This is a genomic window from Streptomyces hokutonensis (assembly GCF_042751305.1).
Taxonomy (GTDB): Bacteria; Actinomycetota; Actinomycetes; order Streptomycetales; family Streptomycetaceae; genus Streptomyces; species Streptomyces hokutonensis_A.
This window is the reverse complement of sequence record NZ_JBHYWD010000024.1, coordinates 118,471-129,738: the sequence shown is the minus strand read 5'-3', so window position 1 is coordinate 129,738 and position 11,268 is coordinate 118,471. Positions and strand designations below refer to the sequence as shown.

Here is an 11,268-nt window from a genome sequence, read left to right as displayed (position 1 = left end):
AGACACAACAACCACTCCATAGCACTCCTAAAACAACCCGCCCCCCACCGGGGTGGGGTAGACCCCACTGACGTTCTCGTTGGCCGCCTGTCGCCTGGGGGGGGGGGGGGGGCCCCCCCCCACCTCAACGGGGCGGGCGCGGGAAGAAGCCGCTGGTGCGGGCCGCGTACTTCGCGTATCCGGGCCGCTGGGCCATGTGCCGCTCCAGCAGGCGTTTCCCGCTGCCCCAGATCAGCAGATAGCTCATGACCAGCGGCGACACGACCGTCGCTGCGGCGGCCCCGGCGGAGTCGCAGGCGATCAGGTACAGCCCCCACCACACGCAGAAGTCGCCGAAGTAGTTGGGGTGACGGGTGTAGCGCCACAGTCCCTGGTCCATGATCCGGCCTTTGTGGGAGTGATCCGCCTTGAACCGGGCGAGCTGGGCGTCCCCGACCGCTTCGAAGCACACACCCAGAGCCACCAGGGCCGTACCGGCGGCGGCGAACGACGTCATGGGACCGGGCACATACTGCGCGGCCTGGACCGGCAGCGACACCAACCACACCAGAGCACCCTGGACGAGGTAGACCATGCGCAGGGCGTACAGGTTCCGGCTGCCGGGCGCCTTGCCGAGCAGTTGGTCGTAGCGCGGATCCTCACCCTGCCCACGGCCGCGCCGGGCGATGTGCCCGGCCAGCCGCAGACCCCACACCGCCGTCAGCACGGTGACCAGGTACCGGCGGCCCGGATCCCCCTCGCCGGCCGAGACCGCCCAACTGGCGACGGCGACCGCGGTGAAGGCGATTCCCCAGGCGACGTCGACGATCCGGTGCAGACCACGCCGAACGGCGATCGCGAACGTCACCAGCATGACGGCGAGCGAGACCGCGGCGGCCCATCCCAGATTCACCGCGAAGGCGCCCCACTCGAAGCCGCTCACAGCTGGTCCAGCCCCGCGTACCAGTCCCCGGGCGTCGCGGGCATGCCGGCGTCCCCGCCGGGTGTCGGCCGCACGCTCAGGATCTGGTCCACTCCCATCCGCCGCTCCTCGAACGCCAGGGCCCCGCCGACCAGGTACAGGCGCCACACCCGGGCCGTCTCCTCGCCGACGAGCCGGACGAAGTCGTCCCACCGCTCCTCAAGAGTGCGGTGCCAGGCGGCGATGGTGCGGACGTAGTGTTCGCGCAGCGATTCGGTCGAGCGCACCTCCAGTCCGGCCTCCTCCAGCAGGGCGACGGTCTCCCCGAGCGGGCGCATGTGCATGTCGGGGGCGATGTACGCCTCGATGAACGCTCCGCCGCCCGGCGCCTTCCTCCCGCGGGACATCTGCTGCACCAGCACGCGTCCCCGGGGCCGGACCAGGCGGTGCAGGGCGGCGGCGAACGCCGGGTACTCGGCGTCCCCGACGTGCTCGCCCATCTCGACGGTGGAGACGGCGTCGTAGGCGCTGCCCGTGATGTCGCGGTAGTCCTGGCACACCACCTCGACCAGATGCTCCAATCCGCGTTCGGCGACCTGTTCGCGGACGTGGGCCGCCTGTTCCTTGGCCAGAGTGACGGCGGTGACCTGCGCCTTGTACTGCTCTGCCGCGTAGAGCGTGAGCGAACCCCAGCCGCAGCCGATGTCCAGCAGCCGGGCTCCTGGGGTGAGAGCGAGCTTGCGGCAGATCAGCTCCAGCTTGGCGCGCTGGGCGCCGGCCGGGGTGAGGTCCGGCTCGTCGCCGTTCCAGTAGCCGCACGAGTACGCCATGGTCTCGTCGAGGAGGAGGCGGTAGAAGTCGTTGGAGAGGTCGTAGTGGTGGCTGATGGCGGCCCGGTCGCGGGCCTTGCTGTGCAGACCTCCGCGCAGCCGTGCCTGGGAGGCGGGGGCGGGCGGCCGTGGTCCGGCCGCGCCCAGCAGCGCGGCAGCTCCGGTGGCGCGGGCCAGGCCGGCAAGTCCGAGCCGTGGCGGGTGCAGGCGGCGTTCCCGTGCGGCTGCCCACATGACGCGCAGCCCGTGTGCCAGGTCTCCCGCCACGTCGATCTCGCCGGTGACATACGCCTGCGCCAGGCCCAGCTCTCCCGGCTGCCACAGCAGGCGCCGCAAGGCGCGCCGGGAGCGGACGACCACGACCGGGCCCTCGGTGGGGCCCGCCTCGCTGCCGTCCCAGGCCCGCAGCCGCAGCGGGAGAGGTCCGCCCAGCGCGGTCTCGGCGAGCGCGGCGAGCCGCTGGGCGGCGCCTGCGCGAACAGTGGGGATGGTGGTCATCGGGCGAGGCTCTCCTTCGTGAACAGGTACTGCTGCACATCGAGGTATCCGGAGCGGAACCCGGCCTCGGAGTAGGCGAGGTAGAGGGTCCACATGCGGCGGAAGGTGTCGTCGAAGCCGAGCAAGGCCACCTCGTCGGCCCGCTCGGTGAAGCGTTCGCGCCACAGCCGCAGCGTCTCGGCGTAGTGCGCTCCGTAGCCGTCCCTGCGCTCGGTCCGCAGCCGGGTGTGGCCGTTCACGGCGTCGGCCACCGCCTCGACGGAGGGCAGCAGACCGCCGGGGAAGATGTACTTCTGGATCCAGGTGAAGGTGTCCCGGCTGGCCAGCATCCGTTCGTGCGGCATGGTGATGGCCTGCACGGCGGCGCGTCCTTGGGGGGCCAGCCGGTCGTCGAGGGTGCGGAAGTAGTCGGGCCAGAACTCGGCACCGACGGCCTCGATCATCTCCACGCTCACGACCGCGTCGTACGTACCGCGGGCCTCGCGGTAGTCGCACAGGTCGATACGGACCCGGTCGGACAGGCCCGCGGCGGCGACCCGTTCGAGGGCGAGGTCGCGCTGCTCGCGGGAGAGGGTGAGCGAGGTGACCTGGGCGCCGCGTGCGGCGGCGCGGATCGCGAGTTCGCCCCAGCCGGTGCCGATCTCCAGCACCCTGCTGCCCGCCTTGACCTCGGTGAGGTCCAGCAGGCGGTCGATCTTGCGGTGCTGGGCCGCGGCCAGCAGCTCCCAGCTGGCGGGCAGGGCGCGGAACAGGGCCGCGGAGTAGGTGAGGGTGTCGTCGAGGAACAGGGCGAAGAGGTCGTTGGACAGGTCGTAGTGGCGGCTGATGTTGGTACGCGCACCGTTGGGGGTGTTGCGCTGGGCGTGCGGCCGGCGCGGCGCCCACAGCCCGCGCAGCCGCTGCAGCGGGGCCGGGACCAGAGTGGCCGCGTTGCGGGCGAGCACCGCGAGGACGGCCACCAGGTCGGGGGCGTCCCACTCGCCTGCCATGTACGACTCGCCGAAGCCGATCAGCCCCCGGGCGCCGATACGGCCGTAGAACCCTGTCGGGTCGTGGACCTCGAGCAGCGGTCCGCCCTGCCCGCCGGTGGTGCCGTCGGCGAACCGCACACGCAGCGGCAGGCGTTCGAAGGTGCGGCGCAGGACGGCCGCCGTGACGGCCCTGCGGGCGAGGGACGCCCGCGGCGGTGCGGCCACGTCGGGCCAGCGGGCCGGGTCGACGGCTGCGGGTGTGGACGGCGGGGCCGACGGCCGTACGGCGGGACGGTGTTCGGCGGTCGTCATGAGGCGTTCTCCGGGGTGCGGTGGTGGGGGCGGGGCTGGACGGGCAGCCCTCGCAGGTACAGGCGGATGCCGTGCAGGCGTATGGCGGCGGACACGGCGAGGGTCGAGAACGGATGGCGCACGGCCAGCCGCAGCAGCGCGAACGGTGTGACGTCGTGGCGGCTCCCGCGGACGGTCGCGGTGAAGGGCCTGCCGCCGGCGCGTTCGAGGTGCACGGTCAGGTCGAGCCGCTCGCCGGGGCGGGGCAGGCGCATGCGGTAGCGGCCGTCGACGGGGAAGAACGGCGAGACGTAGAACTTCTTGTCGGCGTGTGCCGTGCCTGTCCCGTCGGGAAACAGCAGGTAGCTGTGGCGTTCGCCGTAGGTGTTGTGGACCTCGGCGACCACCCACCGCGCCGTGCCGTCGCGGTCGTGACACCAGTACAGGGTCAGCGGGTTGAACACGTGGCCGAGCACGCGGGCGTGGGTCAGCATGACGACCGGGCCGCCCGCCAGGTCCACGCCGTGCGCGGCGAGGAAGGCGTCGAGCCCGGCACGCAGGGACGGCTGGTCCCCGCCGAAGTGGTCGCGCGCGTCGAAGCGTGCCAACGGCCGTAGTGGACGCGGGAGTCGGGGCGGGTTGTCGAGGTCGATCAGCCACATGTACGTGCGGTGGCGCAGCGCATGGCGGACCGGTGCGGTCCGTACATGGCTGATCGCACACCGGTAGAGAGCCGGCGGGGCACTCACCAGCGCACCCCCAGCGCCGCGGCGGCCAGGACGCCGGAGCGACACCCGTCCTCGTGGAAACCCCAGCCGTGGTAGGCCCCGGCGTAGGCGGTCACCGACGTGTTCAACCCGGGCAGGCGTGCCTGCGCGGCGACCGACTCCGGGGTGTAGACCGGGTGTTCGTACACCATCCGGGCAAGCACCCGCTCCGGGTCCACCCGGTCCTGCCCGCCCAGGGTGACGACGTAGGTCTCGGGCGCGTCGAGACGCTGGAGCCGGTTCATGTCGTAGCTGACGCGAACCTGATCGGAGCCGGTCGAACAGGCCGGCATCAGGTAGTTCCAGGAGGCGCGGGCACGCCGGGCGCGCGGGAGCAGACCGGTGTCGGTGTGCAGGAGCGTGGTGTTGCGGGAGTAGCGGAAGGACCCGAGGACCTCCTTCTCACCGGGGGTGGCGTCAGCCAGCAGCCGGATCGCCTGATCCGGGTGGGTGGCGACCACCACACCGTCGTACGACTGCGTGATGCCGTCGTGCGTGGTGATGTCGACGCCGTCAGGATGCCGGCGCACGGCGCGCACCGCAGCCGCGAGGCGCACCTCGTCGAGGCGTGCGGCGACCCCGTCGACGTAGGTGCGCGAACCGCCCGTGACGGTGCGCCAGGTCGGTGCTCCGGTCACGGAGAGCATCCCGTGGTGCTCCAGGAAGCGGAACAGGTAGACGGCCGGGTAGCGCTGGGCGGTGGCGGCGTCGCAGGACCACACCGCCGATACGAGCGGGGTCATGAAGTGGGCGCGGAAGTAGGCGGAGAAAACCTCCCGGTCGAGGAACGCGCCCAGAGTGCGGGGGCTTTCGGGCTCCTTCGCGAGCAGGCGGCGCGCGGCGCGGTGGAAGGCGGGCACCTCGGCGAGCAGCCGCAGGTAGGAGCCGCGCAGCGTGTTTCGCGGCCGGGCGAACAGCCCCGCGAGGCCACGGGCGCCCGCGTACTCCAGCCCGCATCCCTCGCACCGCACCGACATGCTCATCTCCGACTCCTGCGTGGCGACGCCGAGTTCGTCGAAGAGCCGCAGCAGATGCGGATAGGTGCGCCGGTTGTGCACGATGAACCCGGAGTCGACGCGACGGGTCACGCCGTCGTCGGAGGCCAGTTGGTGGGTGTGGGCGTGCCCGCCGAGCCGGTTGTCGGCCTCGTACAGAGTGACGTGACGGTCGCGGCTCAGGATGTACGCGGCGGTGAGCCCAGCCACACCGCTGCCGACGACGGCGACGCTCCGCCGCCCTGCTCCGTCGGCCGTCCCCCGCCGCTCCCGCGGTCCGCTCCATGGCACACCTGACATCGCTTCTCCTTCCGGTCGGCCGCGGACAACTCGTTCCGCGCGTAATCCGAAGCCGTAGCGGGAGCGGATTGGCCAAATGGCCGGTCTTCCGTCGAACCGGTGAGAAACACCCGGCGCGACCTGAGCGTCGCCATGTGTTACGGCATACGGGTGCAATCGGGGCCCGTAGTGATCACATGACCTGGTTGCCGGTTGTCATACCGTCGTGACGATCAACCTTCTGCCCCAGCACCCCATGCCGTCCCACCCGCGCCGCCGGGACGGAAAGGCACCTCTGCCCGCACCCGAGGAGCGCGCCGGGCTGCGCCGGGCGTGGCAGCTCACCGACGAGCAGGTCGCCGCGGCGTTCGGCGTGACCACGGCGACGGTGCGCTCCTGGGAAAGCGGACGCACCACCCCGACCGGCCTTCGGCGCGCCGCCTACGCGGCGTTCCTGAGCGGCCTGGCCCAGGGACTGGCCACCGCCGGCACCGCGGCCCCACCGGCAGCGGTGCACCCGCCCCGCCGGGCCGCGAGGCGCGGCTCAGGGCGGCCGGCCGCAGGGCCGCTCGGCACCCCGGCCGGGTCCGTCGGTGGCGAACGCGGCGCCCCAGGTCACACCCGTGCGTGCCCCGGTCGCGTTCGCCCGTCCCGTGGGAGCGGGTGCTGATCCGGTCGCACCCGCGCGCCGTCGCAGACTGCGTGTCGTGGCAGCTGCGGCCTGCGCCTGGTCGGTTGTCCTGCATCTCATGATCACTTCTCCGTAGCCGCATCTGTAGGCCTCCGAGCGAACGGGACACGGGCAGCAGGTCAGACCAGGCCGGTAATGGTCACTCTGACCTGTGCCGGCGTCGTCTCCGCGGGAAACAGCGCGGCCACGCGCTCCTCTACGGTGCGTCGGGCGGCGCGCGCGACATCCACGCCGCGCATGTGGCGCAGCGCGACGAGGCTGATCTCGACGTGCCAGCCCTCGGCGCCGCTGGGCCTGCTCACCCGCACTCCTGCCGACGACGCGGCGGGCGTGCTCCGGTCGGACCGGGGCAGGGTGGAGCGCAGCAGGCCGGTGAGCCCTGGTTTCAGGAACGCCACCCCCGGCAGGTCCTCCACGGCGCGGGCGATCTCCTCGGTGAGCGTGGCGTGAACGGCGGTCCGGGTCATGAGGCGGAGCCTTCCTGGCTGTCGGCCGGGACGTCGACGAGATCGGTGACACGGATGTCCACCGACGCCATGGGCATGCCCAGCTCGCTTTCCGCTGCGGCCCACACCTGTCGGCGAACCTGGTCGGCGAGCTCCGGCAGGACGGCGCCGGACGGCGCGTGGACGTCGAGACGGACCTCGACGGCGCCCGCCCCGCCGCCGCCCGGGCCGGGAACGAGGCGGCAGGAGCCGGCCCGTACTCCGGGCACCCGCTCGGCCGCGGCGCGCAGGGACCGGGCGGCGACCGCTTCCATGATCCACAGATCCTCGCCCGGTTCGCCCAGGGGCATCGGCCGACCCGGGCGGAGTTCGAGACGGACGACGTCCATGACACGTTGGGTCAGCGTCGCCACGTCGTCGCCCGAAGGGTCCGCCGTATCGTCGCGGAGGCCGCGCACGGCGCTCTCCAGTGCTTCGAGCTCGCTCACGGCGCGTCGGCAGTACGGGCAGGAGAGCATGTGCGGGTCCTGTGCCTGCTGTTCCCATGCCTCCCACACGGAGGAGATCAGCCGTCCGCACGCGAGGTGTTCGTCCTCGCTGCCGGGGGCGTCGTTGAGCGGGTCGTCGTGGGCGGTCATCGCCAGGCCCCCAGTGCTTGTGTCAGACAACGGCGTGCGCGGAAGACCCGGGCGCGGACGGCCTCCTGACTGATGCCGACCGCGTCCGCGATGAACTCGTAGGACCGACCGTCCAATTCTCTCAGCACCCAGCAGGCCCGCTGCTCGGCCGACAGCAGGTCGAGGGCCTCCCGCACCTCGCGGACCGCGTCACGCCCCTCCGCGATCCGGGCCGGCGACGTGGCGTGCTCGGCCGCGGGGACGTCACCGGCCGCCTCCAGCGGGGCCACGGGCCTGCGGGAGCGCAGCACGTTCAGACAGCGGTTGGTGACGATCCGGTACATCCACGTACCGAAAGTGGCGTGGCCGTGGAACTCCGGCAGCCTCCGCCAGGCGCTGAGGAAAGCGTCCTGCACGGCGTCCTCCGCCTCGACCCTGGTGCCGAGCAGTCGCGTGGCCAGCCGGATCAACGCCGGTGCGTGGCGCTGGACGAGGACGGCGAAGGCATCCTCGTCGCCCTCCGCTGCCCGGACCGCCAACAGGGCGTCGTCCGTGTCACCCCGGCCGTCGGGTGGTGCGCTCTGTGTGCGGGCCCCCACCACTGGGCGGCTCCTCTCATCCGGTCTTCTCAACTTTGGACACCGCTGTGCCGCACTCGTTACGGACGACTTCCGGAGACGGGCGCTCTACGGATGCGCCGCACGGCAATCACGAGAGGAGGAAATTCCCGGAAGTCACCCGTGCGTGCGGTTCCGGCGAGGAGGAACGGGGCGCGGAACACTCGGAGCCGGGATCACGCGGTGCCGCGGCGCAGGTCGGCCCACACGGTGTGACCGCGGCGGTCACGCCGCTCGCCCCACGCCAGGCAGAGCGCGTCGACCAGCACCAGCCCACGGCCACCCTGGCTCAGGCAAAAGGAGGGGTGCCTCCACCGGGCACTGACCAGCTCGATGTCGAAACCCGGACCCATGTCGGAGACCTGGACCCGCACCACCTGACCGCCCGCCTGCGCGTGCAGGGCGAGTGACAGCCGTACCGGCGCCGTGCCGTGGCCGTATGCGTTGGCCAGCAGCTCGCTGACCACGAGCAGACAGTCGTCGGCGACAGCGCTCTGCCCCCACTGTGCGAGCTGTTCGCGTACGTTGCCGCGCACCGGACCGAGACCGTCGGCCGGCACGAGTGCGAGGCCCACAGTTGAGCGTTCCATGACGGATCAACTCCTTTTGTTCTCCAAAAGGGATCCGTGACAGACACGAAGACGGATGGCCGCGGGAACCAACTTTTGCGCCGGATACAGGTACTCGGTACCGCCGGGACGCCGAAATCAGCGAGCGACCGCAAAGGCTCGCCCGACAGCGGAGAGCTAAATTCGACGTTTCTTGTATCCGTAGCCGGTTCGGGGACGGATTGGTCCGGGAGAAAAGTTCATCCGATCGGGTAGCCGACCAATCCACCGGGCTTTCGGAGCCGGATTCCCCACGTGACCGACGACGAGAAGCAAACGCGACAGCGCCTCACCTGGGCGCGCCTGCCTCTGGGTGCGTGCAGCGGTGTGCTGGCCGGCCTCGCCTCCCTCGGCGTCGCTGAGCTGGTGTCGGCCGCGGTACGCCCGCAGGCCGGCCCGGTCGTGGCGGTCGGCGGCGCGGCGATCGACCGCACCCCGGCCGCTGTGAAGGACTGGGCGATCCGGCACTTCGGAACCAATGACAAGTTGGTTCTTCAGATCGGAATTCTCGCGATGCTGGCGCTTTTCGCTCTGGTACTGGGAATTGTCGCACTGAATTTTCGGCGCAGCGGTGCTGCCGGTGTTCTGCTCTTCGGAATTGTCGGGGCGCTGTCGGCCACCAGCCGGCCGGATTCGACGAGCCTCTCCGACGCGCTGCCCTCCGTGGTGGGCGCGATCGCGGGAGCCGCGGTCCTCTACGTCCTGGTGGGCCGCCTCGCGCGGCGGGATCCGTACCCGGAGCCCCACGGCGGCGAGGAGAGAGGTCTGTCTTCCGGAGCGGGTTGGGACCGTCGCGGCTTCGTGATCGCGGCGACGGCCGCTGCCGCCGCCTCCGCCGGGGCCGGGGTGCTGGGCCGGACGCTGAACAGTGCGAGCGGCCAGAACGCGGTCGCCTCCCGCAACAAGGTCGTCCTGCCCCGGCCCACCTCCGCAGCCGCCGCCGTACCCAGGGGCGCCCAGCTGCGGATCCCCGGGATCAGCCCCTTCACCACGCCGAACGGTGACTTCTACCGTGTGGACACCGCGCTCGTGGTGCCCAAGGTCAACGCCACGACCTGGACACTGCGCATCCACGGCAAGGGCGTCACCCGCCCTGTCACCCTCTCCTTCGGCGACCTGCTGCGGCGCGAGCTCACCGAACGCGACATCACCCTCACCTGCGTGTCCAACGAGGTCGGCGGCCCCTACGTGGGAAACGCCCGCTGGATCGGCGTACGACTGGCCGATCTACTGGCCGAGTGCGGGGTCGAGCCGCCCTCCGCGGGTGGCCCTGCCGACCAGTTGGTGGCCCGTTCCGTGGACGGGATGACGATCGGCAGCCCGGTCGAGGACGTGATGGACGGCCGCGACGCGCTGCTCGCCGTCGGGATGAACGGCGAACCTTTGCCGTTCGCGCACGGCTTCCCGGTTCGCATGGTGGTGCCCGGCCTGTACGGCTTCGTCTCCGCCTGCAAGTGGATCAAGGACATCGAACTCACCACCTTCGACTCCTACGACCCCTACTGGGTCAAGCGCGGCTGGGCTCGCAGGGCTCCCGTCAAGACCGAGTCGCGCATCGACACCCCCAAGCCGTTCGCCCGGCCCAAGACCGGCACGGTCATGGTCGCCGGGGTCGCCTGGGCCCAGCACCGCGGCATCGACAAGGTCGAGGTCCGCATCGACGACGGCCCCTGGCAACAGGCCCGGCTCGCCGCCCAGGACACCCGCGACACCTGGCGACAGTGGTCCTTCCCCTGGCACGCCACCAAGGGCGGCCACACCCTCACCGTCCGCGCCACCGACCGCACCGGCCAGGTGCAGACCGAGAGACGCACGCGCACCATCCCCGACGGCGCCAGCGGATGGCACTCCGTGGTCGTGACCGTCGACTGACCCCTCAAGCCACTTTTCCCCTTGCCCCTTCACAGCAGCTCAGGCTGCACGAATCCTCAGGAGACACACCATGAACACCCGCATCCGTCGCATCGCCGTGACCGCCGCTGCCGCGGCCGTGCTCCCGCTGGCGCTGAGCGCCTGCTCCGACAACAGCAGCGACTCCACCAAGGCCGACTCCTCCTCGAAGGCGTCCGCGTCGGCCACCTCGTCGGACGACAGCATGACCGGCTCCGGCAGCAGCGCCTCCGCGGACCAGCCGTTCGGTACCGCCTGTGCCTCGGTCCCGAAGAGCGGTGCCGGTTCCTTCGACGGCATGGCCCAGGACCCGGTCGCCACCGCCGCGTCCAACAACCCGGCGCTGTCCACCCTCGTGACGGCGGTGAAGAAGGCCGGGCTTGTCGACACCCTCAACAACGCCCAGAACATCACGGTGTTCGCGCCGACCAACGACGCCTTCGCCAAGATCCCGAAGGCCACCCTGGACAAGGTCCTCAACGACAAGGCCCAGCTGACGAAGATCCTCACCTTCCACGTCGTCGGCCAGAGGCTGGCCCCGAAGGACCTGGAGAACGGCTCCTTCGCCACGCTGGAGAAGTCGAAGGTCACCACCTCGGGCTCGGGCGAGTCGTACACCGTGGACGACTCCGCCAAGGTGGTCTGCGGCAACGTGAAGACGGCGAACGCCAACGTCTACATCATCGACACCGTCCTGATGCCCACCAGCTGACGCCCTCGACACGCCGGGCGCCGCACAGGCGGCGCCGGGCAGCCCGACTCCTGTGACGGGGAGAAAACGCCGGGGGGCGGGGGGGTTTTGGCCGCCCCCCGCGCCCCCCGGCGATCCCCCCCGCGGGCCGGCCGGGGGGCCCGCGCGTTGGGGGT

At 71.5% G+C, this 11,268-nt stretch carries 12 protein-coding genes; 3 read left to right on the top strand and 9 right to left on the bottom strand.

Annotation, left to right across the window (positions count from 1 at the left end):
• Positions 1-124 precede the first annotated feature (124 nt).
• Genes ACFXC1_RS41450 through ACFXC1_RS41430 form a run of 5 tightly spaced genes read right to left on the bottom strand, consistent with a single transcriptional unit; the run spans position 125 to position 5,553 of the window.
• Positions 125-922, bottom strand: coding sequence for a DUF1295 domain-containing protein (locus ACFXC1_RS41450; protein WP_381252910.1), 798 nt, complete (start codon positions 920-922; stop codon positions 125-127).
• Positions 919-2,229, bottom strand: a complete 1,311-nt coding sequence (locus ACFXC1_RS41445) for a class I SAM-dependent methyltransferase (RefSeq protein ID WP_381252907.1) — start codon at positions 2,227-2,229, stop codon at positions 919-921. The genes ACFXC1_RS41450 and ACFXC1_RS41445 overlap by 4 nt, the downstream gene beginning before the upstream one ends.
• Complete coding sequence (locus tag ACFXC1_RS41440) at positions 2,226-3,512, bottom strand: class I SAM-dependent methyltransferase (RefSeq protein WP_381252904.1); 1,287 nt, start codon at positions 3,510-3,512, stop codon at positions 2,226-2,228. Before ACFXC1_RS41440 ends, ACFXC1_RS41445 begins: the two co-directional genes overlap by 4 nt.
• The gene (locus tag ACFXC1_RS41435) at positions 3,509-4,240 is read right to left on the bottom strand and encodes a DUF1365 domain-containing protein (RefSeq protein WP_381252901.1); all 732 of its coding nucleotides are present in this window, start codon (positions 4,238-4,240) and stop codon (positions 3,509-3,511) included. Before ACFXC1_RS41435 ends, ACFXC1_RS41440 begins: the two co-directional genes overlap by 4 nt.
• Entirely contained in the window at positions 4,237-5,553 is a 1,317-nt protein-coding gene (locus tag ACFXC1_RS41430; protein WP_381252899.1) for an NAD(P)/FAD-dependent oxidoreductase, read from the bottom strand. The genes ACFXC1_RS41435 and ACFXC1_RS41430 overlap by 4 nt, the downstream gene beginning before the upstream one ends.
• A 205-nt stretch (positions 5,554-5,758) precedes the next feature.
• Here ACFXC1_RS41430 and ACFXC1_RS41425 point away from each other — a divergent pair, with 205 nt between their 5' ends.
• Entirely contained in the window at positions 5,759-6,202 is a 444-nt protein-coding gene (locus tag ACFXC1_RS41425) for a helix-turn-helix domain-containing protein (protein ID WP_381252896.1), read from the top strand.
• A 140-nt stretch (positions 6,203-6,342) separates the two neighbouring features.
• On the opposite strand, the gene ACFXC1_RS41420 is transcribed toward ACFXC1_RS41425, so the two are convergent.
• The 4 genes from ACFXC1_RS41420 to ACFXC1_RS41405 all read right to left on the bottom strand — a co-directional run bounded on the left by ACFXC1_RS41420 (position 6,343) and on the right by ACFXC1_RS41405 (position 8,493).
• Positions 6,343-6,690 (bottom strand): hypothetical protein, encoded by a 348-nt coding sequence (locus ACFXC1_RS41420; protein ID WP_381252894.1) that lies wholly within the window; start codon positions 6,688-6,690, stop codon positions 6,343-6,345.
• Positions 6,687-7,307: an Asp23/Gls24 family envelope stress response protein gene (locus ACFXC1_RS41415; protein ID WP_381252891.1), complete on the bottom strand. Its 621-nt coding sequence runs from the start codon at positions 7,305-7,307 to the stop codon at positions 6,687-6,689. Before ACFXC1_RS41415 ends, ACFXC1_RS41420 begins: the two co-directional genes overlap by 4 nt.
• On the bottom strand, positions 7,304-7,888 hold the full coding sequence (locus ACFXC1_RS41410) for an RNA polymerase sigma factor (protein WP_381252888.1): 585 nt from the start codon (positions 7,886-7,888) through the stop codon (positions 7,304-7,306). Before ACFXC1_RS41410 ends, ACFXC1_RS41415 begins: the two co-directional genes overlap by 4 nt.
• 191 nt (positions 7,889-8,079) lie before the next feature.
• The gene (locus ACFXC1_RS41405; RefSeq protein ID WP_381252885.1) at positions 8,080-8,493 is read right to left on the bottom strand and encodes an ATP-binding protein; all 414 of its coding nucleotides are present in this window, start codon (positions 8,491-8,493) and stop codon (positions 8,080-8,082) included.
• A gap of 273 nt (positions 8,494-8,766) precedes the next feature.
• Here ACFXC1_RS41405 and ACFXC1_RS41400 point away from each other — a divergent pair, with 273 nt between their 5' ends.
• Entirely contained in the window at positions 8,767-10,383 is a 1,617-nt protein-coding gene (locus ACFXC1_RS41400) for a molybdopterin-dependent oxidoreductase (protein ID WP_381252882.1), read from the top strand.
• A gap of 70 nt (positions 10,384-10,453) precedes the next feature.
• Positions 10,454-11,113, top strand: a complete 660-nt coding sequence (locus tag ACFXC1_RS41395; RefSeq protein WP_381252879.1) for a fasciclin domain-containing protein — start codon at positions 10,454-10,456, stop codon at positions 11,111-11,113.
• The last annotated feature ends 155 nt before the right edge of the window (positions 11,114-11,268 follow it).

Bases quoted from the DNA above. Each gene is read 5' to 3' on its own strand.
- ACFXC1_RS41430 (WP_381252899.1), bottom strand. From the start codon at position 5,553: ATGTCAGGTGTGCCATGGAGCGGACCGCGGGAGCGGCGGGGGACGGCC.
- ACFXC1_RS41420 (WP_381252894.1), bottom strand. From the start codon at position 6,690: ATGACCCGGACCGCCGTTCACGCCACGCTCACCGAGGAGATCGCCCGC.
- ACFXC1_RS41415 (WP_381252891.1), bottom strand. From the start codon at position 7,307: ATGACCGCCCACGACGACCCGCTCAACGACGCCCCCGGCAGCGAGGAC.
- ACFXC1_RS41440 (WP_381252904.1), bottom strand. From the start codon at position 3,512: ATGACGACCGCCGAACACCGTCCCGCCGTACGGCCGTCGGCCCCGCCG.
- ACFXC1_RS41395 (WP_381252879.1), top strand. From the start codon at position 10,454: ATGAACACCCGCATCCGTCGCATCGCCGTGACCGCCGCTGCCGCGGCC.
- ACFXC1_RS41445 (WP_381252907.1), bottom strand. From the start codon at position 2,229: ATGACCACCATCCCCACTGTTCGCGCAGGCGCCGCCCAGCGGCTCGCC.
- ACFXC1_RS41405 (WP_381252885.1), bottom strand. From the start codon at position 8,493: ATGGAACGCTCAACTGTGGGCCTCGCACTCGTGCCGGCCGACGGTCTC.